We start from the raw sequence: 25,519 nt of genomic DNA, 5'->3' as shown, positions 1-25,519 counted from the left end.
GATGAACTTTTTCAACCTATTTTCAGAACCGCTGACCAATGCGCTGGGCTGGGCGTTGGTGCACACACTCTGGCAGGGAACGGTTTTAGTCGCTGCGGCTGCGCTGGCGTTGCGGCTTACTCAGAAACGCGCGTCGTCTGTGCGTTACGGAATTGGAATTGGTACGCTGGTGTTGCAACTCCTGATGTTTCTGGCAACTTGCTGGTTAGGTTACGAACCCTTTCAGACTACGATGTTGATCGACGGGGGAAGCCAGAATGCCCTGATTCTGACGCCACCGATTTCTACTACCTGGATCGATGAACTGACGAGCGGGTTGAACCACTATTTTCCTTTGCTCGTAACGGTCTGGTCTTGCGGTGCGGCTCTGCTGATGGTGCGGCTGCTTGGCGGCTGGGTTTTTGTCCAGCGGTTAACGCGTAAAAATGCCAAGGAAGCTCCTCAGGCCTGGCAAACGTATCTCAACCAGGTAAGCCGTCAACTGGGTATTTCCGGGGCCATCCGGCTGGTGGAATCGTCGGAAATTTCGGTACCGATGACCATTGGCTGGCTGAAGCCCATCGTTCTGATACCTATCGGTTTGCTGGCCGGATTGTCGCCCCGTCAGGTAGAAGCGGTTTTGGCGCATGAACTGGCACATATCCGGCGGTACGATTACCTGATTAATCTCATTCAATCGGCGGTCGAAATCCTGCTGTTTTTTCATCCGGCTATCTGGTGGCTGTCGGCGCGGGTGCGCGAGGAGCGCGAACATTGCTGCGACGACGTGGCGATTCGACTCTGTGGTGACCGGGCGAGTCTGGCTCAGGCGCTGGTCCACATCGAAGAACGTCGGCAGGCGGTTTTGTCCACGCCAGCCCTCGCGATGGCATTTGGGGCCCGAAAACAATCGTTCGTTCAGCGGGTAAAGCGGGTCATTGGTATTAGCGAAAAACAGTCGAATGCCAAACCGAACGGTTTGCTGGTGGCCGGCTGCCTGGTTTTATTGACCGGCCTGGTAACGGGACAGACTGTATTTCAGCCAGCCAATGGTCATCGGCGATACGGCGATTCCACTACGATAAATACGTGGAAATCCGATACTGACACGAATATCGATCGGTCGGAGCCGAAGGAAATCAATCTGACGCTATTGGAAAAACGGGAGCCTCAGGTTGAATTTGTGAAAACCGATACGATTGATCCATTCACCCGAATCAGGCTGGAGAAAGAGCTGGAGTATCATACGGAGGAAATGAAACGACTCGAGCGGGAAATGGGTAAAATAACTCCGAAGTTTGAGCTGGAACAACTATTGGAACTGAAAAACAATGCGTTGCAACTGGCTGCGTTGGAGCAGGGCAAAGTAAACGCACAACTGCAGCAGATGCAGAACGAACTGGAACGCAATGCGCAGCGGGCGGCAGAATTAGAACAGAAACGAGTTCGGATGGACGGAAAACTGAACCAGGAAGAGCTAAAGCGGTTGGAGAAAGCCCAGCGGGATGTTCTGCAAATGGAAAAGCAATTGGAACGACTCAACGAACAGGCGTTTGCCCGGGCGCACGAAAAAATACAGGAACTCACTGCAAGTTCCCTGCAACATCTGAATGATTCGTTGAGCTTGTTTCATGCTAAAGCGGCTGAACGTGCCAATGCCGCCAGTTCACACGCCACTGAAATGCTGATGTTGAAGGAAAAATTGTACAATCTGGATACGCTTCGCTCGAAGGTGCTGGAATTCCAGGCGGTACCCGACATTCCGGCTATTGAAGCTGCGCCCACACCTGTACCCGCCATTGCACCGGTTCCAGATCCGGCTCCCCGGCCTGGCCGATTGCCAAAACCGGTCCGGGTGAAAGGCGCTTACTGGTACAACGGCAAACGCTACAATAGTCCGGAAGAAATGCCCAAAGCGGCCCGGGCTGCTTATCCACCACCGCCACCGTCTGCCGCTGCCACGGTTCCGTCAGTTCCGGCGGTAGCCTCCATTCCGGCAGTACCTGCCGCTCCGCCTGTTCCGCCCGAACCCGCCGTGGCCCGCGAAACGGGTGAGGGCGTGTGGATCTCTGATGGCAAGAAAGCCGACAAAAACAAGGGGAAAACGAAAACTTTAACGCCAAAACCGGCAAAAGTGAAAGTTGATTGATGGGAGGAAAAGGGTAAGCATGCGAAATACCTGTTTAGGGGTGTTTCGCATGCTTACCCTTTAAAAGCGGCCCGACGCAAGCGGTCGTTGATTGCCCGACCCAAACCGGTTTCGGGTAACAACTCGGTCACGATCACATCGATATCGAACGCATCCAGCGCCCGCATGGCCGCAAAAAGGTTTTTGGCCGCTTCGGAAATATCGCCCGCCAGCGACAGAATCTGTTGGTGCTCAACCGGCACCAGGGGCGTAATTTCTTCAAAGGCCAGCACCCCGATTCGTTCCGGTTTATAATTCACCAACGCCTGGGCCGGTGTTTTCAATAAGAGCGGTTTTCGGGGAGCATAATGACTGCTCAACATGCCGGGGGCCTTCGGATTGGAGGTAGAATGGCTCCGTACCGAAACCTTGCCCACCAGCGCTTCCAGTTTTTCCAGCGACATTCCGCCCAGCCGGTAGACAATTGGCCCGCCCTCCGCAAAACCGATGATCGTCGATTCAATGCCCACTTGTGCAGAACCGCCGTCGAGCACGTACGGAATCCGGTTGCCCAACTGCTCGCTAACGTGCCGGGCCGTGGTGGGGCTGATGTAACCAAAGGGGTTGGCACTTGGGGCGGCCAGCGGAAAATCGAGCATGGAGAGCAATCTGAGCGCCATTGGATGATTAGGGATCCGAATCGCCACCGTTTCAAGACCCGAGGTAACCAGGTCCGGAATGATCGGTTTTTTGGGTAGCAGAATCGTTAGCGGCCCGGGCCAGAACCGTTCGGCAAGCCGACGAGCCAGTTCCGGAATGGCCGTTACAAATGTCTGAACTTTGTCAACGGAGTCGGTATGAACAATGAGCGGATCAAAGGAGGGGCGGTTTTTTACCCTAAATATTTTCAAAACCGCATCCGGATTCAGGGCATTTGCTGCCAGCCCGTATACCGTTTCGGTTGGAAGACCAATCAGATCACCCTGCATCAGAAACTCCTTCGCCTTTTGAACGTCCGTTCCAATCTGTACCATGCCGCAAAGATACTGCATTATTTTTTGGGAGTTAGCGTGGCTGTTGCCCCAATTTTGCGTTCCCGATGATACAGCCCCCTGTTGAACAGCATAGGCACCGTCGACAACTGCTACGAGAGCCTGCTGCTCAAACTCAATGCGAAGAATACGGCCCGGCTGGTTAGGTTGCTATTTCTCACCAGTTGATTTAGAAAATTACAATTAACTATTGTTTGATGTAATTGTCTTACTGTTAGGTATTTAATTAGAGTTGATTGGGGTGGGAAAATGGTTTTTTGATCCAATAAAAAAAAGTTTTGAATTTGCTGTCCGGTTTCCACTCCTTCGTTCGTCTTAGGGTCAAAAATCAATCAATCACTTCAAACTTTACTTACGAAAATGGAAAAATTCATGCTCATCTTCCACGGACAACAAGCTGGCGAACAAATGTTTCAGGAATTGTCGCCCGAAGACTTTCAGGCCGAAATCGAGAAATGGAATACCTGGATTGGCGGTATTGCCGCTCAGGGAAAATTAATCGGTACGGAAGGTTTGCTGCCCGAAGGCAAGGTGTTGAGCAACGGCGGAACTGTGGTTACCGACGGGCCGTATACCGAAGGCAAAGAAATTGTGGGGGGCTACATGATTTTCACGGCCGACACCTTCGACGAAGCGATCGCACTTTCAAAAGGTTGCCCTATTTTTGAAACTGGTGGGAAAGTAGAAGTGCGGCAAATACAGAACTTCGGGTAGATTTAAATGACGAATGATGAACGATGAATATTTGCGCCAGCCATTTCATCGTTCATCATTCAAACAACTAATTTTCAGTGATTTCCAGCACGACGCTTTCCCGTCTTGAGTCAACGGACGGATTGAAACCTACCGTCATCAGGTAATCACCTGAATATATCGTTTGAGTGCGGTTGATCGGCGAATTGGTGCCGGGATAGACGTTTACCTCCTGAATTTTATATTTCTTTTCCGGATTCAGGCCCTTCAGTTTGATGGGTGCCCGACTGCCGTCCCGATAGCGGTTTCCAACCAGATAACTGAACCATAGGGCTTTATCCTGTTTTTCGCTGACGTACATGAGCGAAGCCAGGTCGTTGCCGTAGGGGGAAGTGAGCCGGAAAAGATCGCCCTTCCAGATGATATCCTTGACCCGGCTGTAGGTCTGAAGCGCCTGCTGACTGAATGCTAACTCTTTCTCATCCAGTTTACTGACGACTATATCGTAGCCCATTTTGCCCATCATGGCGACGTCCGTCCGGAATTTGATAGATTGTTTCCCCCAGTCGGTGATGTGATTACAGGTGGCAATGGCGGGGAAGAAATACGAGTAGTTCCACTGAATGAAAATCCGCTCCAAACCGTCGGTGTTGTCACTTGGCCAAAACTCCGTGAAGTATTTCAATGCTCCGTAGTCGACCCGTCCACCACCGCCCGAACACAGCATCAATGGCAGAGTCGGGTATTTGGCCCGAAGTTTTTCCATTACCTTGTAAAGCCCCTGAACGTATTCGACGAACAGGTGGGAAGGGTTTGGGTTTGTAGCCGAGAACGCATTATAAATCACCGCATTGCAATCCCATTTGATGTAACCGAGTGTTGGATTTTTTGTCAAAATGCCGTCCACAACCCCGTAGACGAATTCCTGAACTTTCGGATTCGACAAATCCAGAACCAGTTGATTCCGGAAATAATACTCGGAGCGGTTGGGCAGTTTAATCACCCAGTCGGGGTGTTTTTCGTACAATTCACTCTTTGGGCTGACCATTTCGGGTTCCAGCCAGATCCCGAATTTGATGCCCGCGCGCTCAGCTTCTTTGACCAGATACCCCAAACCGTGGGGGAGTTTCTGCTTGTTTTCCTGCCAGTCGCCAAGACCGGTATGGTCATCATTTCGGGGATATTTGTTGGCAAACCAGCCGTCATCCAACAGGAATAAATCGACGCCCAGTTTCTTCCCATCTTTGAACAAAGTGGTCAGTTTTTCTTCGTTAAAGTCGAAATACGTCGCTTCCCAGTTGTTTAACAGTGTTAGACGGTTTCCTTCGCCCTGCGGAATGCGGTGTTTCCGGGCCCAGCGGTGTAAATTTCGGCTCGCTTGTCCTTTGCCCGCAGTCGAATAGGTAAACAGAAATGCCGGGGTTACAAACTCTTTTTCCGGAGCCAGCATATACTCCGAAGCGTAGGGATTAATGCCCGCGATCAGCCTTAGATTACGGAGCGGATCGACCTCGAACTGAATCTGATAATTCCCCGACCAGGCCAGGGTTCCGGCGATGACTTCACCGGTTTCTTCTTCAGCCGGTTTATTCAACGACAACAGAAAGGAAGGCGGCTGGAAAAGATCAGTCCGGGTTCCGAGCTTCGTATCGAGCACTTTCAAGCCCGACGTCAACGGGATTTCTTCCGGATTCATCTCCCGAGCCCAGTCGCCGTGAAAATGCGTCAAATAATAATTCTGCGCCGGAATGTATAAATTGGCGGAAGCGTATTTCTGCAAACGAACGGTTTTTTTCTCCGTATGGCGAATACTCGACCATTGTTCGATTACATCTTCGTTCTGGTAGGCTTTGTAGAACAGCTTTACCTCGAATGGATATTGCGGATCTTTTAGGAAAACCGTCGTCAAAACCACGTCGTCGGCGACATGCTGTGTTTCGTGCCGGACATATTTGAGGTCGGACGACGGGTTGCCGTCGGCGTGTGAGACCTGAAGGGCCGGTTCCAGTAAATTGCGACCACCCGCCGGGGTATAAGCGGAATTGTAAATCTTCGTATAATCCTCCCCGCGCTTTTCGTTGTCTGGCAATAAGGCGTAATCCGCCCCATTTTGCAGCCGTTTTCCCAGGTGAATGATGGTTGGGTCGCCGTCTTTACTAACCCGGATGACCAGTGCGGTATGTTGGGTTTCAATCGTGATTTGCGTGTCGCCGGGGGCCGACCCAACGGCGCTTGCAATCAGCGTAATAGAGACCAGCAATAGAAGGATAAATTTCATGAACAGCGTACAGTTAAAGGTCACAAAGCTAAGAAAAGTAGCTTTATTGCCATTCATTCCCACCAAATGCTGCGCAGAATCAACCTCTTTTTAAAAATGGATCTCCGATATTGACCTAAAAACCGCTTTCCCCAACTGGCGGGCCTGGACCAGCATTTCGTCGGCTCCCTGGGAAGGGCCGCCAACCCGCAAAACCGCATCGCAGTGAGACAGCAAGTCGATGGCAACCGGATGGAAGATTTTAGTGAAAATCGCATCGCCAATTTGCTGGGAACCAGCCGCTTCGATCAACGGCAACGCCACCCATTCACCAAGTATTGGCAAATACCCTTTTTCCAGTAATTCAAGAGCTACGTTGGTCATCAGCGAGACATTGTCGGCAATTTTACGCGGGTCGTCGTTCGTAGCGGACCTGTATGGACCGGCTACCAGAATCATCTTTTTCATAAGTATGATCGATTGAAATCATTTGAGAAAGATAAATGTAAATCAAAACGATCGTTAATGATAGAAATTGATAAATTTTGATCAAATTGTTTTTATTTCATTAGGTTATATTTAGCCAAAAACCAATGCAAACCCTTCCTGATTGCAAATCCGCAACCGGCAAGGGGTTTACCATTTCATTGAAGTTTATTCCACTTCAACAATCATTTCTACCTCCACGGCGTAATCAGAGGGTAATGCCGCCACACCCACCGCCGAGCGAGCGTGTTTGCCTTTGTCACCGAAAACCGTGACCAGGAGATCCGAGCAGCCGTTCACCACTTTGGGATGATCCGTAAAATCGGGTGTTGAATTGACCATTCCCAGGACCTTTACGACCCGTTTGACTTTGTTGAGATCGCCAATTTCGGCTTTCAGGGAGGATAACAAACCAATAGCCGACAGTTTGGCGGCTTCGTAGCCCTGCTCAACCGTCAGGTCTTTTCCTACTTTGCCCTTAATGCCAGTTCCGTCGGCGCGATTGGAAACGTGCCCGGACAGAAAAATCAAGTTTCCGGTTCGCACGGCTTTGACATAATTGGCCAGGGAGGGCGTGGGTTTGGCCAATTCAATGCCCTGCTCCTTAAGTTTGCCTTCCACCGATTGCGCAAAAACCGCGTTGGAAATTACTGCGAAGCTGATCATCAGAAACGTAAAAATTTTTCTCACAGAAGTAAAGTTTATATGGAGTAAAGTAGTATCAACTGTCTGTTGGAATGTTCCTTATCAGCCTTTCATTTCGTTCATCACCTGCTGGATCGTATCGACAAATTTCTCCGTTACCTCGCGTTTGGGCGTCGTGTCCCAATTGCCGACAATACCGTTCCCGCCCAGGTAAATACCGTCTTTTCGCGAAATAATATTGGCACCTCTGGCATTGAGCTTATAGGTCACTTCCCGTTGGGGAATCAGGCAAGCGAGTTGTCCCGAAATGGGTGTCAGCTCCTGATCGTTGAAAATTTCCTTCGCACCCAGTCCCATACAATTGACGATGCATAATTCAGGCAGGGCGTCGATATCTTCCAGTTTTTTGATCTCATGAACTTTTAGCTTTCCGCCCAGCATAATGAATGTACTGAGCTGGTGATGAAGATAACTTGGAATGTTGAACATCATACTCGATCGCCAGGAAACGTATTTGGCCCCAAACGAATGCTCTTTCGGCGTCAACTCTTTCCGCTCCGGAATCAATCCCGGCAGATGGTACACTTCTCCGCCCATCGACGGATCCGTCTGCGGGCGGAACGGTTCATTACTAACCCCGTATTCATCAACCCACGACACAATATCGTCCATTCCGAGCATAAATTGAAACCGCCGGAATGAAAACCGGGTGGCGGCCTCCCATTGGTCATGAAAGACCTGCGTAGCCACTTTCGGATCGCAAACCCGCGAGGCTGGTGACCAGGTTCCCGTTGCCAGATTACTGGTTACATTCGGTGGCAAATCTTTGGTGTAAATGGTCACTTCACAGCCTTTTTCCTGCAGCAAGCGTGCCGTTGCCAGGCCAACGGTTCCAGAACCCAGTACGGCCACCTTTTTTTCTCCGGTTGTCAAAACCAACTCGCGGGCCAGATTACCGGTTCCCCACGAAAGTGACCAGCCGCTGCCACCGTGGCCGTAATTGTGGACAATGGTTTTGCTCCCGAGTGCTTCTTTGGCGATTCGCGGGCCGGAAGCCCGGAACGGGCGTAAACCAACGGTTTCTTTGACGATCCGGTCCAGCGAGAGCTTCAATTTGGGAACGTGATGCATGGCCAGGGTGGCTGTTGAACCCATTCGGGGAGCACAGGAACTGACTCCGGCGGCAACGGCCAGCGAACTCATACCGGCCGTGTGTAAAAAGTTTCGACGATTCATAGCAAAATAGTCCGGGCAGGGATGCCTGATTTGAGAATTGATAAGGTGGTGAATGATTGGAAAGGCAACCCATCGAGGATGCCTGGACTAAATGTAAGCGGCCGGAATAAATCTACTTTGAATTTTGGAAAATCAAAATAAGATTTTGGGTAGGTATAAAATATATCCTAATTATTTGTTAATAAGGTCTATTTAAAGAAGAGAATTCTATGTTGTAGAATAGCCGCGATTGATCCTGTCGGCAATTCAGGGCCAGTAAAATGCCTAAACTCATGGCTGGCGTGAGCCAAAATCGCAGGAAGTGGGTATTTTTTGAAAATGCGCTTTTGACGTAGTTCAAAAAAAAATTGGAGTTACTGATAACCGCTGAATGGTATCTAGAATAGATAGGTTGAGTCCTGGATGAAATCGTCCTGCATGATTCGCATTCAGCCCTGAACGGAATACGCGTTGGGTGTGGATAGCCGGCTTATCTTCCTGACATTTCCTGCGACAAAGGGAAGAGTCGGTCAGTCATTATCAGTAAACTCATTCAACTACCTGAAAATTGTCTTTTATCCTCCATAATCTCCCTTTTTATCTTTTATGAAAACATACCTTTTACTGTCTTACAAATTGCTGTTCGTGACGTTTACATTTGCTCAGTCATCGCAGCCCCTGTTGAGTGTCAGCCGATTCGAAGGTGAGCGGGGAGATCAGGTGGCAACCGCTGTATTTAGCGGATTTACAAATTCCAAGCGGGTAAAAATGACGGATCCGGAGACAATTGCTGAAATCGGTCGGAAAGGATTGGAAACGACCATTGTTAAAACACCGGCTTATCTGATTACGGGCCGGGTCAATGCGGTAAATTTTGGCAATCATTCAAGCACAACGACGAATGGCAAAAGCACTTACTACCACGATTGTGAGGTCGTAATTGAGCTCAAGCTGACCAACGTAGTAACGAACGAAACCCAGACCCGGATGCTTTCCAGTTCGAGAAGCAGTACTTCCAATCACAATGATGCTTTTTTAGGGGCAATGCAGGGCTTGTCTTCACGGGCGAATTCATATGCCCGGGAGCGGTTTCCGGCAACGCTGTCAATTTTACAGATTCTGGAAGAAAGTGATCGGAAGGGCATTGTTTCCTTCCGGGCTGAGGGTGAAGGCCTTAGCGTAGTTAGCAGCAGTACGGATGTAATTATCATGTCAATCAAAAACAAAACCCGGATCAGCATCAAACACCGGTATGAAGTGACTCGTCCGGATGGTACGACGCGCTGGATTGAAGAAGATGCGGCCGAAGCTAAAATCACCAAGTTGGAAGGCAGTGACGAGACCGAAAGTAAAACCGCCATTTGCTCGGTTACGAAAGGGGGCGAAAAACTACGTGATCTCTGGAATAAAAAAGCAACGCTGGTCCTTGTTACAACCAACTAATTAGTTGATTCAATGAAGTTTAAGATTCTTTTCTTTTGGTTCTTCCTGGCTGGATTAAACAATAGTGCCACCGCTGGCCCGATTCCAAAACCGCCCGTAACGATTCGAATTTTTAAATCGACTTCAACGGCAACGGACGGAACACACCTGGAAAATGCACTGCCACAGTTTATTACTTATTTTCAGCAGCGGGGGCTAACGGTCGATGAATCGGAAGGAGCGAGTTGGAGAATTGAAATTCGAGGCTCCATCGCGAAGGTCTTCGGGGCACCTGACCAATCAGGCTTTACCCTTCGCCTAACGGCCTTTGATAATTCAAATCCCAAACCCATTTGCCAGACGACATTTACCAGTAGTCCAAAAGTACCGTTAAGCGAGTTGGCAATGGCTACTGTTGACCGGTACTTAAACCCACCAGAGTTGGCGAAATCAATTACGGATAAAGAACAGAAGAAATTTTTTGACGATATCGATCGCTATTTCTACGCCAAAGGCGGTTTGGCCTCAAGTCGACCAGCTTCAGATACCAGTCGACCAACAATTGAAATCTATTCTCCCCGCCTGACGGCTGAGCGCGGTATGGCCCGCCTGGCGAAAGTTCAGTCAGGCATTACGGTCGAAGTCATCGGGAAAGTAAGCGACATGGACGGCAAAGTGTCCCAGTTAACGCTAAACGGAAGTTCTGTTGAATTTGACCCAGACGGCCGGTTTGAATCAAGCGTAACCGTAACCAGCGAAAGTTATCCCATTCTGCTGGAGGCTCGGGATGCGGCTGGGAACTCCGGAAAAATGAGATTTATCATCACGCCGGAAACGCTAAAGAGGGACAAACAGCAGGAGGAACTGTCAAAAAAAACCAAACCTGACAAGCGACTTGCCCTGGTGATTGGCAATGGAGCTTATACGTATGTACCCGCCCTGACTAACCCGATTAACGATGCGGAGGCTATGAAGGCGGCATTGGAAAGTGTAAAATTTGACGTCATTATTCTGAAAAATGGCGACCAGAAAGCCATCAAGCAGGCAATGAATGAATTCAGTGATAAGTTACGGCGCGAAGATTACACGGTGGGTTTATTTTACTATGCCGGACACGGAATTCAGCGGGATGGCTTAAACTATATAGTCCCGATCGATATACATCTGGACGATAATGTGGGTACGGATTGTGTTGAAGTCCAGCGCGTGCTGGACCAAATGGAAGAGGCAAACACCCGAACCAATATCATCATCCTGGATGCCTGCCGGGATGATCCTCTGAAAAAAGAAAAGGGACGAAATCTCAACGGCGGGGGAGGGCAGGCCTTCATGGAGGCACCAACCGGTACGCTGATTGCGTTTGCAACCTCACCGGGAAAAACCGCTGCCGATGGCACAGGGGCCAACGGTACGTATACCGCAGCTCTTCTCCACCAAATTCAGGTTCCCAATCTGTCGATCTCGGCTGTATTTCAGAACGTCCGAAAAGAAGTTCAGGAAAAGACAAAAGGAATGCAAAAACCGTGGGAATCGACCTCCTTAACGGATGAGTTTTACTTTCGTCATTAAAACGTGGAATACGTTTATTTCAACAAAGCCATCACCGCATTATCGCCCATGACCGCATTGGCTGGCCGGGGATGGGTCTCAGTAAAAACTTGTAAATCAGTGGGTTTGAGTAATACGTTGGTGCTTTCGTCGATATGCCCGTTTTTCGTCACTTTGTTGAGATCGAGCTTCAGGTGCAGCGCTAGAAACCGGTAGGCCGCAACCCGTTTGGACGGACCAAAATCGTGTTTTTCGTTTGGCAGGTGCACGTTTTCAACCTTGTTTTTGGCACCGTAGAAACTGTAAATCCGCTGCACATGCGGGAATTCCACAGTGGGGGTATTTTTGGTCCAGTCGCCACCGTCCGAAATCATGATCATCGGTCGGGGGGCTGCCAAAGCTGCGATTTCGACATTGTTGGTTTCAAACGTTGGGCGTTTGTGGATGGGCATGCCGCTCTCGCAAACGCAACCACCGAAGAAATGCGCCGAAACCATGACGACCGGCACGGAAACTTTCACGCGGGAGTCGAGCGCCGTCAGCAAAAACGTTTGGGTCCCTCCGCCCGATTCGCCCGAAACCGCCACCCGATTTGTATCGACTTCTGGCAGTGCGGTTAAGTAATCCAGCGCCCGAATGCTGTTCAAAGTCTGTAATTTAGCGGCTTCCGGTAATTTATGATTACACTGTTTTGAATCGCCGTAACCCAGCATGTCGTAGACAAACACAACTGCCCCCATTTTTGCCATCGTGATACAGCGTTGCTGCGTCTGCTCCACAAACCGCGCATCGGAGTTGGCAACGTGTCCGTGCGGACACAGAACCGCAGCGGTTTTTCCGGAAACGCCGGTCGGTTTATACAGATTTCCGGTGATGTAAAAACCGGGTAGACTCTCAAAGGCTACGTTTTCAACCGTATAACCGTCCATTTGCCTTAAACTGTGACTGATGGGTTTCAGGGGAGCGAAGTTCGGTTTGTCCGGGAGTTTCAACCCTTCGCGGATACCTTGCCGGATCATGGCCGCCCGTTTTTCCCACGATGCTTTGTCGTTATAGGCCAATGCACAATTCTGGAGAGCTTTTGCGCCGTCGGGCTCGCTGAAATAAGCGCCTTGCCGCAGTTCGGGGCGGTTGGGATTCGGCTGGGCAAACGCAGGTAGCGAAAGGAGAGAAATCAAACAGGTTGAGGCTAAAAAAGATCGCATTTCAGGTCGATTTTTGGGTTGTGCTAAAGTAAATGTTTTTTGGAAAGCAGACAAAATTTGATTCCCTTTCGCGTGGTCAAATCCCCGATTAAAGCGTTTATTTGCGCTTTGAATTCAAAACCGCAACCGTTATGCTCTTATTTCGTAAAACCGCGTTTTCATTTTGCCTACTGGTACTATCGACTTTCTATTTTGTAAAAGCTCAACCTGCCAAACAAACCAATTTTATTGTCATTCTGGCGGATGATCTGGGCTACGGTGATTTGGGTTGTTACGGACATCCTACGATTCGGACGCCACACTTGGATCAGATGGCCACGGAAGGAACCCGGTTTACCCAATTTTACGTCGCAGCCAACGTCTGTACGCCCAGCCGGGCGGCCTTGCTAACGGGGCGTTTGCCGGTTCGAAACGGAATTTTCGGCAAACGGGTGGTATTCTTCACCAATTCCGCCAATGGATTGCCTCACAGTGAGATAACGATTGCGAAAGCCCTGAAAACCAAAGGATACCGCACGGGATTGGTCGGGAAATGGCATTTGGGTTCGCAACCGCAGTATTTACCGCTGAACTACGGTTTTGATTTGTATTTCGGGTTACCCTATTCAAATGACATGGGCAAAGTGGGTTCGTTTGGCAATACTGCGTCGGCGCCTGCTCCGCCGAATTCGAATCCGCCGTTGCCGCTGTACCGCGACAATAAAGTCATCGAAACCGAGCCGGATCAGCGGTTCTTGACCAAACGCTACACGGATGAAGTCCTGAAATTTATTACGACCAACAAGGCGAAACCGTTCTTTATGTATTACGCAAGTCCGTTTCCACACGTGCCGTTGTATGCGTCGGAGGCTTTTTCGGGCAAAAGCAAACGCGGTTTATACGGCGATGTGGTTGAGGAACTGGACTGGAGTGTGGGCCAGATTCTGAAAAAGCTGAAAGATCTGAAACTGGATAAAAATACGGTTGTCGTTTTTCTCAGCGATAATGGCCCCTGGTTGATCAAAAACCGGCTCGAAGAAAACGGCGGTTCGGCTGGGCCGTTGTTTGAAGCGAAAGGTTCTACCTACGAAGGCGGAATGCGCGTTCCGGCCATTTTCTGGGGACCCGGTTTAGTGAAATCCAAAACCGTATCGACGGCCGTGGCTACCTCGATGGATATTTTTCCGACGATTCTGAATCTGGCGAAAGTGGCGCTCCCAAAAGATCGGACGCTGGACGGGCAGAACATCGGGGATTTGCTGGCGGGCAAAACGGACAAAGGAACGGAACTGGTCTTTTATTACGATTCGGACCGGTTGTATGCGATTCGGAAAGGGCCGTGGAAAGCCCATTTTACCACGCATCCATCGTATTCGCCCGAAGCGCCAACACCGCACGATCCGGCCTTGCTGTACAACCTTGAAGTCGATCCGGGCGAGCGGTACGAGGTGGGCAGCAAACACCCCGACATTCTGGAAGATTTGAAAAAAGAGTTTGAAAAACACCGGGCAGGCTTGGTTCCGGTGCCGCCGTTGCTGGACGCGGTTATTGAGAAATAGGCGGTTTTTGCCCACATTTGTTTTTCCTAAACCGCTTCTCATGAAAAAGCTGCTTTTCTTTCTGCTGGTATCTGCGTCGGCCTGGGCCAATGTCTCCCTGCCATCCATTTTGAATTCGAATATGGTGCTGCAGCAACAGACCGAAATCACGATCTGGGGCTGGGCCGATCCGACTGAAAAAGTCACGGTAACGGCAGGGTGGCCGAGCGAACCCGTCAGTGTAACCTGCAGCGACAACGCCATCTGGAAGGTTAGTTTGCGAACGCCGAACGCCGGTGGCCCGTATGCAATCACGATTGTCGGTCGCAATAAAGTAGAATTGACGAACATTCTGATTGGCGAAGTCTGGCTTTGTTCGGGCCAGTCGAATATGGAAATGAGCGGATACAGTGCCAAAGATGCCCGCGCCGAATTGCCGACGGCATACAATCCGAACATCCGGTTTTTTAAAATCCCGAAACTAGCGACGGAAGCGGCTCAGGTCGATGTGCGCGGAAACTGGGCGGTTTGTGATTCGCTTTCGCTGAAAAACTTTAGTGCGGTGGGTTACTTTTTTGGCAAGCGGTTGCAGAATACGCTGAACATTCCGATTGGGTTGATCGACATGTCTTGGGGCGGTTCATTCATGGATTCGTGGGTGCCGGAAACCATTGCGATGCTGTATCCCGAAACCCGTCGGTCGGCCCAAACGATGCCGAAAGCGCCCTGGGCCCCCAATAAACCGGGGGTGTTATACAATGGAATGGTCGCACCGATTACGTCGTTTCCGATTGCCGGGGTAATCTGGTACCAGGGCGAAGCCAACCGGCACGATGCCCCGGCGTATTACAAACTGACTCACGCGCTGGTGGATTCCTGGCGCGGGGTCTGGCAGAAAGATTTTCCGTTTTATTACGTGCAGATTGCACCCTATGCGTATGGCGATAAATACCAGACGGCGGCCACCCGCGAAAGCCAGACGAAAGCCATGGACATTCCAAAGTCCGGGATGATTGTAACAACGGACCTGGTGGACAATCTGAAAGACATCCACCCGGCTTACAAGAAAGAGGTTGGAAATCGGCTGGCGGGCTGGGCATTGGCCGAAACCTACGGGCAGCATGTCGGCATTTATAAAAGTCCGCAATACCGTTCGATGCAGGTGGAGGGGAATAAAATCCGGCTGACGTTCGATCATGCTCCCAATGGATTGATCAGTAAAGGCAGTGATATTGCCGAACTGGAAATTGCCGAATCTGACCGGGTTTTCGCCAAGGCGCAGGCTCGGATTAAAGGCAATACGCTGGAAGTCTGGTCGGATGCCATTAAAAATCCGGTGGCGGTGCGGTTTGGGTTCCGAGATGCTCCGGTTCCGAATCTGTTCAGTAAAGAGGGCTTGCCAGTTATTCCCTTCCGGACGGACAACTGGGATTTGGGGTTGAAACCAGTGGCTAACCCGTGAAAATGAGTTGTAACGCGGAGTTGAGCGGAGAAAAACAGAGTTTTTTTCTTCTTCGCTTAACTCTGCTTTCCTCCGCTCAACTCCGCGTTACAACCCATTAAAAACCGGGTAAATACGGACTGCAATTGGGGGTAAATACGCATTGATTTTCAGTTGTTTATGGTGAGATTTGTTAAAGCCGGATGTCGGCGGCACTATATCTTCACCCTCTAACTAGCTACAGTATCATGAGAAATCATTGCCCGTGCAGTTGCCACATCATTCCACCCTTCGTGGTCGACAAACTCAAGGAAGCAGGTGTCGAGATTCCTTCCCAAAAAACCAACAACCGCGAATTCCGGGAGCGTCGTGACGCGAAAAACGCGCTTATGCGCAGTGAAGCGTTTCTGGTGGCTCCGCCCGTGAAAAAGGCAGATCGTTTTGTATACGACAGCAAAACCACCGAGCACCAACGCCTGCTCCTGGTTCGGAAAGAAAGCGGTCCGGCTTCACCCGACGCCGTGGTGAATACCGTCTACGAAAATGCCGGTTCGGTTCGGGAATACTTTAAGACGTTTCTGAACTATTTGTCGGTCGACAACCACGGTGCCGATCTGATTCTAAATGTGCATTTCGGAAAAAACTACGCCAACGCCTTTTGGGATGGTGACGAAATGACATTTGGCGATGGTGACAATCAGGTATTTACCAATTTAGCCAACGCGCTGGATGTTACGGCCCACGAACTGACGCACGGCGTGGTTCAATACACGGCCAATCTGACGTACAAAGGACAATCCGGTGCCTTGAATGAACATTATGCTGATGTCTTTGGCTCGGTTATTAAACAGCACGCCAAAAAGCAAAAAGCCGCTACGGCTGACTGGCTGATTGGGGATGAAATTATGGGGCCAGCGCTGACGGGACAGGCACTGCGCTCAATGAAAGCACCCGGAACGGCCTACAACAACGCCTTGATGGGGAAAGATCCGCAACCCGATCACATGGACAACCTTTACAAGGGATCGGCCGATAATGGCGGAGTTCATATTAACAGCGGCATTCCGAACAAGGTGTTCTTTCTGGTTGCTACGGCCATCGAAACCGATAAAGCGGCTTTGCTCTGGTTCGAAACGCTGAAAACATTAAAGCCGACGACGAACTTTAAAAGTTTTAAAACCGCTTTGCTGAAGATCGCTAAAAAGATGGCGAACGCGGGTAGTGTTCCGGCAACTACAGAGACCGTTGCCAAACAATCGTTTGAATCAGTAGGTTTGTAGAAAAAAACGCTTCGGCGTCAGAATCGATGAAGTTGAGTTATGTCCGCGAAGGCGGTTTGTTTTTTCAGGTGTCAGAAACTGAAATGGAAGTAGGAGACCTGCCCGCGGACTTGCAAACGCTGGTGCGGAAGGTTTACGAAAATTCCGATGATTATCGGCCCCGGGAAAAGAATGTTAACCTGCGCGACGGATATCAGTATCGCCTTGAAATTCGGGAAGGTCGTAAAAAAGTCAATCTAACATTTGGCGACACCACGCTTCCCGACGGTTTTCAGCCCCTGATCCAGTATTTGCAGGAGAAAGCGATTAATGACCATTGACGATTGACCACCGACCATTGGCAATAGTCGATGGTCGGTGGTCAATCGTCAATGGTCAATGGTCAATGGTCAATGGTCAATCGTCAAAATCTAGTACCCCGGATTCTGCGTCAGCCCTGGATTTAACGCCCGTTCGCTGGCGGGAATGGGAAACAGCCGACGGAACGTTTCCTTGTTGTCTTTGAAACCCCAGGCGTCTTCAAACTTGCCGAAGCGGATGAGGTCGTTTCGGCGCCAGCCTTCCCACGAAAGTTCGCGGGCGCGCTCGTCCAGCAGTTCATCCAGTGTAAGTGTAACCGCCAGATCCGTTTTGGCCCGTTTCCGCAGTTTGTTAACCAAAACCACCGGCGTTTGCAATTCTCCGGCCACGGTGGTGGCCGTAGCTCCCCGCAGAATGGCTTCGGCTTTCATCAGGTAAATGTCGGCGAGCCGGAAAACCGGGAAGTCGTTACCCTGATACCGGGTGCTGGCGTTGGAGTTCTTATCGGGATAAAACTTGACCGACCGAATGCCTTTCGCTTTGGCTAAATCATCGTTCCCCACATCCAGTTTGGCGGGAATAACCAGCGTTAGATCTGGTGAAAACTCGAGTTGCCATTTGATCGCTGCGGTTCCATCCGTTCCGGCGTAGGTTGCATCGAGCCCTTTCTTGGTGGTGTTGACCAAAATGGGCGTGCCATCGAAATTGAATTGTTTCCCTACCAGCCAGGTATCGTTCCGGACGTCGCCTTTCAGATTGAATTTGGCGTAAAATTCTTTGATCGTGCTCATCGCAATACTTGGACGGAACGGTATGCTGTATTTGGCAACCAGCTCCGGATGTGTACCGAACCGGGTAAAATGGTTACCGGGCACCACGTTGCCGTCGTACGGAACGGCGAAAATGATGTCTTTGATTTGGGGGCCGTTATCGCCCGCGAAGATGCTTTGGTAATTGTCATCCAGCGCATACAAGGAACCCGCACCGGTCAGGAGGGCGTCACAGGTGGCTACGGTTTCGGCATATTTCGGGGTGCCGGCATAGACTTCCGCATTCAGGTACAACTTGGCCAGCAGTGCATTTGCCATCCATTTATTTACCCGGCCGTAAGTTAAAGCACCGACCGTTGCGTTCAGATTCGGAATCGATTCCTTCAACTCTTTCTCGATAAACGCGTACACATCAGCCCGTTTCGAGGTGCCGGGCAGTTTGGAATCACCGAAAACCGTAACAATCGGAACGTTGCCGTACAAATCCATCATGTAGAAATGGAACAGCGCGCGCATGGTCCGCAACTCGGCCAGTGCCGTGGTTCGCGCGGGCGAATCAGCCGAGGCTTCGAACAGTTTGATGATCCGATTGGCCGTATTGATGCCGCTGTAGCCCCATTGCCAGACGCTGATGCCGTTCGTGTGGTCGATGGTCCAGTTGTGCTGGTGCAGTTGGCGGTATTGGCCGCCGTCGTCGAAGTTACCGTCACGGGCTGGGATGATGGCTTCGTCGGTCGAGAGCGTCTGCATCCGCCAGTATTCAACGGCGTAGCTGACCCCGGCTTGATTGTAAGCCAGTTGGGTGTAGATCGGGCCGCTGGCTGCCACAAATTCCTCAGCGGTTTTCGGGAAGTTCGACGCGGTTAGCTCCGACTCGATTTTGACATTGAGATCGCTGCACCCACTCCCGACAAAACCGAGCGTCAGGGCCAGTAAAGCAAGTTTTGAATTTCTATTTTTCATGTTTTTATATCATTATGGTATACGGTTTCCTGTTTTCGCCGGGCCGTCGTTACGGTGAGTTGTGGCTGGATTGAAATTTCCGCGACATGAACCGAAAACGGTAAACCGTCAACCGAATACCGATTTAGAATGTGATATTAGCTCCCAGCACAAACGAGCGGGTTTTGGGATAAAAATTGTTATTGTCGATGCCCGGTGTAATACCGCCCAGGTTCATTTCAGGATCGATGCCGCGGTACTTCGTGATGACGAACAGGTTACTGGCCGTCACGTAAACGCGCAGGTTGCGAATGGCCGGAGCCCCGGTTTTAATGGTGTACCCCAGTGTGGCGTTATCCAGCCGGAGATACGATCCACTTTCCAGGTAGCGGCTCGACACCAGGTACGAATTGATGTCGGCAAAGGGTTCATCCAGCACAATTCGGGCCTGGTTGTAGGAGTTGGCGTCGCTCGGTCCATTCAGTTGAGCCAATGATGCGTTCAGGATTTTATTCCCCGTGACGCCCCGCACAAACACATTCAGATCGAAATTCCCGACGGTGAAACTGTTGTTCCAACCGTAAATCAGCTTCGGCTGCGCATTACCGCCAATCACAAAATCGTCGGAGGTGGGTGAGGTGGTCAGGGTCCCGTCGGCTTTTTTATACTGCGAAATGCCTTTTTCGTTTTTCCCCGCATACTGCCACAAATTAAACGTTCCGATCGGCAGCCCTTCTTTCACGATCTGCGATGAGTTACCCGATTGCCCGCGACCACCGACGAATGCCGTCCGGATGAAATTGAGCGTAAATTTATCATTCGATAGGGTGGTGATTTTGTTTACGTTGTGCGCCAGGTTGAGGTTACTGCGCCAGGTAAACCGACCGGTTTTGATCGGGGTGGTCGATAGGGTCAACTCAACGCCTTTATTGCTCATTTTACCGGCATTGGCGGTCAGCGTGCTAACGAAGTACTGGGTGGTTGAAACCGGATACGTCCAGATCAGGTCGGAAGTCAGTTTGTCGTAGTATTCGAGCGAACCGGTTACGCGGCCTTTCAGGATACCGAAGTCGAGCCCGACGTTCAACATGGCGGTTTTTTCCCATTTCAGATCCGGGTTTTCGTTCTGGGTGGGCCCCACGCCGTTGATGTAGCTGCCGTTGTAATAAAACCGCCCGGTTGAACCGTATCGCAGGATAGAGACGAACGGATCGAAGCCCAAAGAATTACCGGTAACGCCATAGCCGACGCGCAGTTTCAAATCGCTAAAGGCCGTCACGTTGGCCATGAACGGTTCTTTGCTGATCTGCCAGCCCGCTGAAACCGTTGGAAACAAACCCCACTGGTTGTTTTTCCCGAATGCCGACGAACCATCGCGCCGAACCGACGCCTGAATCTGGTATTTGTCGTTGTACTGGTAATTGATCCGTCCGTAATACGAAATCAGCCGCAGGGTTTTAATAACCGTTGTACCAAAATCAGGTACAAAACCGACTGGCGGACTGCTCAGCCCTAAGTTGTTGTATAACAGGGCATCCGATACAAAACCGCGGGTTGAAGTCTGAAAACCGTCGCCCTGGCGATCCTGCTGCCACGAATAGCCGGCCAGCAACTTTAGGTCATGATTGCCAAACTGCTTGTCGTAATTGAAATACGATTCGATGATTTTCTTAGTGTTCGCATACGACGACCGAATCGCAATACCACCGGTGGTGAGGGCACCCTGGGCGTAGCGATTGGCGTAGTAATTGTAATTAATCTGCTCGTCCTGGATGGCGAGGTTGGCGTTGTAAAACAAATTCGGCAGAATTTCGGCCTGAATTTTTCCGTTCGCCATGAATGTTTTAGTCTTGCGGTTTTCGGTAATGCTTTCAATCAGCGAAACCGGGTTGGAGTTCCCCCGACCAAAGTTTTCCTTGAAGGTGCCATCGGCATTTCGAACGTTCACCGTCGGCAGGTACCGAACCATGTTTTCATACACGCCAGACGGAATGGTTTTGGCGGTATTGAACGTATTGCCGACTGAAAGATCAAGCCGCAGTCGGTTGTTGAAAGCCGAGTGCTGCACGTTTGCCCGAATGATGGTCCGCTCGCGCGACGAACCTCTCAGCACCCCGGGATTGTCGAGGTAGTTGACGCTGGCGCCGTACAGCGTGTTGTTGCTGCCACCCTGAAACGAAATCGTGTGGCTGTGCGAAACCGGGCTCCGCATGACTTCCTTCTGCCAGTCGGTGTTGACGTTGTCTTCATCCGCCGGAGCGAGCGTTTTGCCGTTGGCTTTCAGATACGCCCGGATTTCGTCGCCCGTCAAAACGTCGATGCGGTTGGAAACCTGTTCGAGGGCGGTATAACCGCTGTAGGTGAGTTGGGACTGTCCGGATTTGGCCCGTTTGGTTGTTACGATAATGACCCCATTGGCCGCCCGGGCACCGTAAATGGCGGTTGCCGAAGCATCGCGCAACACGTCGATGGACACAATGTCATCCGGCGGAATCAGGTCGATAGATGCATCGGGCACGCCATCAATGACGTAAAACGGTTGCTGGGCCGAACCTTCGCGCAAGGTCGAAGGTCCGCGTAAGGTTACCGAAGGGGTTCCGTTGGGGTCGCCGGAACGGGTGATGTTCAAACCGGCCACTTTGCCTTGTAGCAATTGAGCGGGTGAAACAACCACCCCGCGGTTAAATTCCTCGGGTTTGATAGAAGCAATTGAGCTGGTCACTTCCCGCTTGGAAAGTGTACCGTAGCCCGTTACGACAACTTCGGTTAGTTGCTTCAAATCCGGGGCGAGTTGAATGTTGATCACCGGTTTGCTGCCCACGGTTACTTCCTGCGATACGTAACCAACGTAAGAAAAGATCAACACCGTTTGCGGTCCTGCCACCGTGATCGAATAGTCGCCGGAGGAGTTGGTGGCTGTTCCGCCGGTTGTGCCTTTGGCAATCACAGTTGCGCCCGGAAGCGGCTGGTTTTTTTCATCCGTAATCCGGCCGGTGACGGTTACCTGAGCCACCGTGGAATTGGTGGCAGTTCCGTTTTTTGCCGGCAGCATTCCGGCCTGGGCGGGCAGGCCCGTGCAGAGCATCGCCAGAAAAGCCCAGCCAGCCGGTTGTAGCGGTTTTCGTAAAATTGGATTCATCATGCAATTGGGATTTGGTTTGATTGATTAGGTACTGTAATAGAAATTTAGACGCAGAACGACCAAAAAGTAACTGTTTCGGAGGTCAGGCTTGATTCGGGACGCGCAAAGTACGGGAACAGGATGTTGACTGGCGTTTACAGAATGTTACGGTTTAGTTACGATTACGAAGACGTTGAGACTTGAATCAGTAATCTGCCGAACGTAAAACCGCTCTGGGGTATGTTCATGAAACAGAGAGATGGCGCGAAACGAGCAAGAATACTCAAATTCTTGTACTATTTGGATGTAAAATAGAAAAAACGTTTGATAACAAGCAAGTTGACGAAGGGGAGAATTTGATGAGCCGTTTTAGCGTAGCGTTATTGAAGGATCAACCGTCGCATTTTATGGAAAAGCATTAAATGAGTTGTCCATTTCCTGCGTTTTTACAGTATATTTCCCTACCCTATTACTGCATGCAAATTGCTGTCAATTCAGCTGGTCCTGAATCAAAGGGCGAAAAGGCAATGGAAGCAGTAAGGATTCATTGTAAGCTAAATCGTACATAAATTACTGAGCTTATGCACTACGGCGATTCAGTAAAACACACCGACCCAATGGTCAATAACGGTCATCCTATGACGGTTTCGAGTATGGATGAAGAGGACAACCTCGCGCTCTGTCGGCTTGAGGACGATTCGGAAGAATGGTTCGACGTTAATGACCTTACCGTTGTTGCCGACTTCGACGACAGTTTTATTTGAATTAAAACCGCTTTACATAAACGTAAAGGGGGTTTTCGAATCAATGTACGTGATTGTAACGTCGGGCAGTTTTGGTTGTAACCAGGGCACCAGCCACTGCATGCCCGGCGCTTCGCTCATGATGTGTCCCAAAACGCCGAGCGCTAGTTTCTGACCCTGCTGCCGGGCGTCGCGGACGTATTCGGCGGTTTCCCACTCGCTGATTTCCCCGCACAGGAGTAAATCCGGTTTGTCCTGGCTCATTGCCAGAATGTGGCTACGACCGCCCGACGCACCGGGCATCAGCGAAATCCGCCGGCAGGATTGATTCAGATCGCCCACCACCCGCATCGTTGCAATGCCCAATTTGGTCTTGGCGTGGGTAATGATCTGGCTGAGCGACTGGGGAGCCGGAAGCGTAATTAACCGCGGATTGTTTGCATCCATGTATTTTTCCCACCCCAGGGCCGTTACCACGCCCATCCGGATGCCGTCGGGGCGGTGGGAGTGCCAGTAATCGTGAAACCGCCAGATGGCAATGCCGTTTTTCTCGAGCAGATCATGTTTCCGTTGGAACACCGCGTCCTTTGCCAGCCAGTCAGTTTCGTCGAGGTGGTTATAGAAGGTGGGCTCGTGAACAATGATGAAATTGGCCTTTAGCTGAATGGCTTTTTCTATGACATCCATCGTTGCAAACATGGTTGACACAATGCCAGTTACTTTCTGATCAGGAGAACCGGATTTAAGTGTATCAACGGTTTTGGGAAACGGCGCGTTGGGAATGGTTTTCAGAATCAACTCCATGACCTGGCCCACCGTCACTGGTTGGGCCGGTTGCCGAAACCGCCCGCTTGCGTTCATTCCGGGCACGCTTAGTAACAGTGACGCTTTGGTGAGCGTTTCGACAAATTCCCGTCGTCCCGGTTTTTCGGATGATATCATGGTTTTTGTTGTTTTTTGTAGGCGTCAATCATTTTTTTGCGGTCGGCCGGGCTCATATTCCCGAAACCCGAATGATCCCGCTTTTTGTATTCTTTCGGAATTTCGAACAGGGACGCATCCACGGCCTTGAGGTCATAGCGAACGAGTTCGGTGGTTATTCCACTGTTTTTCATGCGGACAAAAAAGCCGTCCGCTCCGTTCTTTTTGAGTTCATCCAGCATTTTTGCGCCCCCCAGACTATTGTTGGAGTTCCAGTAGGAAAGTAATTTGTCGTAGCCGGGAATGTCCTTTGAGGTCCAGACTTCCATCGAGCCTTTATCGAGCGTAATCATTGCGTGTGTGCAGTTCAGGTTCTGAATCTTTTCTTTACCCAGCACTTTGACAATCGTTGCTCCGGACTGTGGAGGAGTTTTGTCGGTTTTGGTCTCCGAATACGTTTTGCTGGCGTCATTCAGCGTATAGATCGTGTTGGGGCTGGCCGCCAAAAACAGGATGCTCTGTTTCATGGGGGTTGTCGTTCCCGGCATCGGAATGCTGACGTCGGTTCGAACATTTCCGTTGGAAAAATACATGGTGCTGGTGGTGGATTGGGATTGGCCACCCCGGGCCATTGTCATCTTGTATTCAACGGTTCCCTGCTGTGCGTTGGCATAGACGTTCAACAGAATCAGGTGGGCTATAATCAGAATTTTTTTCATGGAAGCGCATGGTTCAACGGGAACAAGCTTAACCAATTTTGTGGACTTTTGTACGACTTTACTCCTAAAAAAAAGCCCCACAAAACGGTGGAGCATTTTCAGGTTAATGCGCGCTGCTGTTGTTGGAAAAACCGGTGCCCTTATTTCCCGATCATTTCGGTGGACGTACTTTTCTCAACGGCTTTCATGACCCGGAAAAAATTGCCACTCCAGATTTTCTCGATGTCTTTTTTAGAATAACCGCGACGGACGAATTCAACGGTAAAATTTTCGTACTGACTGACGTCGAAACAATCGGCCAGCGCCCCACCGCCGTCGAAGTCCGCACCCATGCCCACGTGATCGATGCCGATCAGCTTGACAATGTGGTCGATGTGGTCAACGGCGTCTTTCACCGTCGCCAGTTGAACCGGGTATTTTTTGTTCAGCTCCATGAAATCTGTCCGAAGTTTCTTCTGATCGTCTTCCGACAATTTGCTCAGGGCACCCATCATCGACCGGCGGTCTTTAACTCCCCATTTTTCGAGCATGGTTTTCTGGGCGGCTTCGCGTTCGGGGCTGGGCGGAATGGTTTTGACGTAATCGCTCAGCAGATTCAGTTGAACGACACCACCGTTTTTTGCCAGCGCTTTCAGCATGTCGTCGGTCAGATTCCGCGGGTGATCACAGATGGCTTTGGCACCCGAATGAGACGCGATGATGGGCACTTTCGACAACCGGATAACGTCGTAAAACGTCGAATCGGAAACGTGCGAAACATCGATCATCATGCCCAGCCGGTTCATTTCGGCCACCACCTGTTCGCCCAACGGGCTCAAACCCTGGTATTCAGCTCCTTTGGGATCGGTCGAAGAATCGCAAATATCGTTGTTGCTGGAATGGCAAAGGGTCATGTAACGGGCACCGAGATCGTAGAATTTTTTCAGCATCGTCAGGTCGTGGCCCATGGGATAACCGTTTTCGACACCAATAAAAATACCTCGTTTCCCGGTTTTTCCGATCCGCAATGCATCGGATGGTGTGGTGACCAATTCGGCTTCTGAACGGGTATTTTCCAAGGTTGTATGAATTTTGATATGTGTTAATAAATCAATATAATATTCCTTTTGGTAATTTTTTTTGTTTTGACTTAAAG

Annotated in this window: 19 protein-coding genes and 1 pseudogene; 9 read left to right on the top strand and 11 right to left on the bottom strand. The window is 50.5% G+C overall.

Features of this window, described 5'->3' with window-relative positions:
• Position 1: 1 nt before the first annotated feature.
• Complete coding sequence (locus tag EHT25_RS05420) at positions 2-2,128, top strand: M56 family metallopeptidase (RefSeq protein WP_124871772.1); 2,127 nt, start codon at positions 2-4, stop codon at positions 2,126-2,128.
• Between the two features lie 53 nt (positions 2,129-2,181).
• Here EHT25_RS05420 and EHT25_RS05415 read toward each other — a convergent pair whose 3' ends face one another.
• Positions 2,182-3,141, bottom strand: a complete 960-nt coding sequence (locus tag EHT25_RS05415) for an L-threonylcarbamoyladenylate synthase (protein ID WP_124873517.1) — start codon at positions 3,139-3,141, stop codon at positions 2,182-2,184.
• Positions 3,142-3,519: 378 nt separating this feature from the next.
• Between EHT25_RS05415 and EHT25_RS05410 the strand changes: the two genes are divergently transcribed.
• Positions 3,520-3,873, top strand: coding sequence for a YciI family protein (locus tag EHT25_RS05410; protein ID WP_124871769.1), 354 nt, complete (start codon positions 3,520-3,522; stop codon positions 3,871-3,873).
• A gap of 67 nt (positions 3,874-3,940) precedes the next feature.
• Here EHT25_RS05410 and EHT25_RS05405 read toward each other — a convergent pair whose 3' ends face one another.
• The 4 genes from EHT25_RS05405 to EHT25_RS05390 form a co-directional block, all read right to left on the bottom strand.
• Positions 3,941-6,130 carry an alpha-galactosidase gene (locus EHT25_RS05405; RefSeq protein ID WP_124871766.1) on the bottom strand — a complete coding sequence of 730 codons (2,190 nt, stop codon included), beginning with the start codon at positions 6,128-6,130 and terminating at the stop codon, positions 3,941-3,943.
• Positions 6,131-6,220: 90 nt separating this feature from the next.
• The gene (locus EHT25_RS05400; protein WP_124871763.1) at positions 6,221-6,577 is read right to left on the bottom strand and encodes a DUF4406 domain-containing protein; all 357 of its coding nucleotides are present in this window, start codon (positions 6,575-6,577) and stop codon (positions 6,221-6,223) included.
• 186 nt (positions 6,578-6,763) lie between these two features.
• Positions 6,764-7,261: a RidA family protein gene (locus EHT25_RS05395; RefSeq protein ID WP_124873515.1), complete on the bottom strand. Its 498-nt coding sequence runs from the start codon at positions 7,259-7,261 to the stop codon at positions 6,764-6,766.
• Positions 7,262-7,342: 81 nt separating this feature from the next.
• Positions 7,343-8,476: an FAD-dependent oxidoreductase gene (locus EHT25_RS05390; protein WP_124871760.1), complete on the bottom strand. Its 1,134-nt coding sequence runs from the start codon at positions 8,474-8,476 to the stop codon at positions 7,343-7,345.
• 585 nt (positions 8,477-9,061) lie between these two features.
• Here EHT25_RS05390 and EHT25_RS05385 point away from each other — a divergent pair.
• Positions 9,062-9,898, top strand: coding sequence for a hypothetical protein (locus tag EHT25_RS05385; RefSeq protein ID WP_124871757.1), 837 nt, complete (start codon positions 9,062-9,064; stop codon positions 9,896-9,898).
• A gap of 12 nt (positions 9,899-9,910) precedes the next feature.
• Positions 9,911-11,446, top strand: coding sequence for a caspase family protein (locus tag EHT25_RS05380; protein WP_124871755.1), 1,536 nt, complete (start codon positions 9,911-9,913; stop codon positions 11,444-11,446).
• A gap of 14 nt (positions 11,447-11,460) precedes the next feature.
• On the opposite strand, the gene EHT25_RS05375 is transcribed toward EHT25_RS05380, so the two are convergent.
• Positions 11,461-12,630: an alpha/beta hydrolase family protein gene (locus EHT25_RS05375; protein ID WP_124871752.1), complete on the bottom strand. Its 1,170-nt coding sequence runs from the start codon at positions 12,628-12,630 to the stop codon at positions 11,461-11,463.
• 131 nt (positions 12,631-12,761) lie between these two features.
• On the opposite strand from EHT25_RS05375, the gene EHT25_RS05370 reads away from it, so the two are divergent.
• The 4 genes from EHT25_RS05370 (at position 12,762) to EHT25_RS05355 (ending at position 17,188) form a co-directional block, all read left to right on the top strand.
• On the top strand, positions 12,762-14,168 hold the full coding sequence (locus EHT25_RS05370; protein ID WP_124871748.1) for a sulfatase family protein: 1,407 nt from the start codon (positions 12,762-12,764) through the stop codon (positions 14,166-14,168).
• A 40-nt stretch (positions 14,169-14,208) separates the two neighbouring features.
• On the top strand, positions 14,209-15,609 hold the full coding sequence (locus EHT25_RS05365) for a sialate O-acetylesterase (protein WP_124871745.1): 1,401 nt from the start codon (positions 14,209-14,211) through the stop codon (positions 15,607-15,609).
• Between the two features lie 227 nt (positions 15,610-15,836).
• Positions 15,837-16,868: a M4 family metallopeptidase gene (locus tag EHT25_RS05360; protein ID WP_124871742.1), complete on the top strand. Its 1,032-nt coding sequence runs from the start codon at positions 15,837-15,839 to the stop codon at positions 16,866-16,868.
• A 26-nt stretch (positions 16,869-16,894) separates the two neighbouring features.
• Positions 16,895-17,188: a protealysin inhibitor emfourin gene (locus EHT25_RS05355; RefSeq protein ID WP_124871739.1), complete on the top strand. Its 294-nt coding sequence runs from the start codon at positions 16,895-16,897 to the stop codon at positions 17,186-17,188.
• Between the two features lie 90 nt (positions 17,189-17,278).
• On the opposite strand, the gene EHT25_RS05350 is transcribed toward EHT25_RS05355, so the two are convergent.
• On the bottom strand, positions 17,279-18,901 hold the full coding sequence (locus EHT25_RS05350; protein WP_124871735.1) for a RagB/SusD family nutrient uptake outer membrane protein: 1,623 nt from the start codon (positions 18,899-18,901) through the stop codon (positions 17,279-17,281).
• A 124-nt stretch (positions 18,902-19,025) separates the two neighbouring features.
• Positions 19,026-22,022 (bottom strand): SusC/RagA family TonB-linked outer membrane protein, encoded by a 2,997-nt coding sequence (locus tag EHT25_RS05345; RefSeq protein WP_124871732.1) that lies wholly within the window; start codon positions 22,020-22,022, stop codon positions 19,026-19,028.
• Between the two features lie 560 nt (positions 22,023-22,582).
• Between EHT25_RS05345 and EHT25_RS32590 the strand changes: the two genes are divergently transcribed.
• A complete protein-coding gene (locus EHT25_RS32590; RefSeq protein ID WP_124871728.1) occupies positions 22,583-22,765 on the top strand; it encodes a hypothetical protein in 183 nt (60 codons plus the stop codon).
• A gap of 12 nt (positions 22,766-22,777) precedes the next feature.
• Here the strand turns inward: EHT25_RS32590 and EHT25_RS05335 are convergent, their stop codons facing one another.
• The 3 genes and pseudogenes from EHT25_RS05335 to EHT25_RS05325 form a co-directional block, all read right to left on the bottom strand.
• On the bottom strand, positions 22,778-23,686 hold the full coding sequence (locus tag EHT25_RS05335) for a Nif3-like dinuclear metal center hexameric protein (RefSeq protein WP_124871725.1): 909 nt from the start codon (positions 23,684-23,686) through the stop codon (positions 22,778-22,780).
• Positions 23,683-24,384, bottom strand: a complete 702-nt coding sequence (locus EHT25_RS05330) for a DUF4412 domain-containing protein (protein ID WP_185731286.1) — start codon at positions 24,382-24,384, stop codon at positions 23,683-23,685. The genes EHT25_RS05335 and EHT25_RS05330 overlap by 4 nt, the downstream gene beginning before the upstream one ends.
• A 140-nt stretch (positions 24,385-24,524) precedes the next feature.
• Positions 24,525-25,424, bottom strand: a pseudogene (locus tag EHT25_RS05325) (dipeptidase); the annotation flags it as partial.
• Positions 25,425-25,519 lie beyond the last annotated feature (95 nt).

The organism is Larkinella rosea (genome assembly GCF_003858635.1).
GTDB lineage: Bacteria > Bacteroidota > Bacteroidia > Cytophagales > Spirosomataceae > Larkinella > Larkinella rosea.
The sequence above is the reverse complement of the archived record's forward strand: the minus strand, read 5'-3'. Positions and strand labels throughout refer to the sequence as shown.

What these genes read in the sequence shown, in the direction of transcription:
- EHT25_RS05420 (WP_124871772.1), top strand. Translation starts at nt 2, where the DNA reads ATGAACTTTTTCAACCTATTTTCAGAACCGCTGACCAATGCGCTGGGC.
- EHT25_RS05415 (WP_124873517.1), bottom strand. Translation starts at nt 3,141, where the DNA reads ATGGTACAGATTGGAACGGACGTTCAAAAGGCGAAGGAGTTTCTGATG.
- EHT25_RS05410 (WP_124871769.1), top strand. Translation starts at nt 3,520, where the DNA reads ATGGAAAAATTCATGCTCATCTTCCACGGACAACAAGCTGGCGAACAA.
- EHT25_RS05405 (WP_124871766.1), bottom strand. Translation starts at nt 6,130, where the DNA reads ATGAAATTTATCCTTCTATTGCTGGTCTCTATTACGCTGATTGCAAGC.
- EHT25_RS05400 (WP_124871763.1), bottom strand. Translation starts at nt 6,577, where the DNA reads ATGAAAAAGATGATTCTGGTAGCCGGTCCATACAGGTCCGCTACGAAC.
- EHT25_RS05395 (WP_124873515.1), bottom strand. Translation starts at nt 7,261, where the DNA reads ATGATCAGCTTCGCAGTAATTTCCAACGCGGTTTTTGCGCAATCGGTG.
- EHT25_RS05390 (WP_124871760.1), bottom strand. Translation starts at nt 8,476, where the DNA reads ATGAATCGTCGAAACTTTTTACACACGGCCGGTATGAGTTCGCTGGCC.
- EHT25_RS05385 (WP_124871757.1), top strand. Translation starts at nt 9,062, where the DNA reads ATGAAAACATACCTTTTACTGTCTTACAAATTGCTGTTCGTGACGTTT.
- EHT25_RS05380 (WP_124871755.1), top strand. Translation starts at nt 9,911, where the DNA reads ATGAAGTTTAAGATTCTTTTCTTTTGGTTCTTCCTGGCTGGATTAAAC.
- EHT25_RS05375 (WP_124871752.1), bottom strand. Translation starts at nt 12,630, where the DNA reads ATGCGATCTTTTTTAGCCTCAACCTGTTTGATTTCTCTCCTTTCGCTA.
- EHT25_RS05370 (WP_124871748.1), top strand. Translation starts at nt 12,762, where the DNA reads ATGCTCTTATTTCGTAAAACCGCGTTTTCATTTTGCCTACTGGTACTA.
- EHT25_RS05365 (WP_124871745.1), top strand. Translation starts at nt 14,209, where the DNA reads ATGAAAAAGCTGCTTTTCTTTCTGCTGGTATCTGCGTCGGCCTGGGCC.
- EHT25_RS05360 (WP_124871742.1), top strand. Translation starts at nt 15,837, where the DNA reads ATGAGAAATCATTGCCCGTGCAGTTGCCACATCATTCCACCCTTCGTG.
- EHT25_RS05355 (WP_124871739.1), top strand. Translation starts at nt 16,895, where the DNA reads ATGAAGTTGAGTTATGTCCGCGAAGGCGGTTTGTTTTTTCAGGTGTCA.
- EHT25_RS05350 (WP_124871735.1), bottom strand. Translation starts at nt 18,901, where the DNA reads ATGAAAAATAGAAATTCAAAACTTGCTTTACTGGCCCTGACGCTCGGT.
- EHT25_RS05345 (WP_124871732.1), bottom strand. Translation starts at nt 22,022, where the DNA reads ATGATGAATCCAATTTTACGAAAACCGCTACAACCGGCTGGCTGGGCT.
- EHT25_RS32590 (WP_124871728.1), top strand. Translation starts at nt 22,583, where the DNA reads ATGCACTACGGCGATTCAGTAAAACACACCGACCCAATGGTCAATAAC.
- EHT25_RS05335 (WP_124871725.1), bottom strand. Translation starts at nt 23,686, where the DNA reads ATGATATCATCCGAAAAACCGGGACGACGGGAATTTGTCGAAACGCTC.
- EHT25_RS05330 (WP_185731286.1), bottom strand. Translation starts at nt 24,384, where the DNA reads ATGAAAAAAATTCTGATTATAGCCCACCTGATTCTGTTGAACGTCTAT.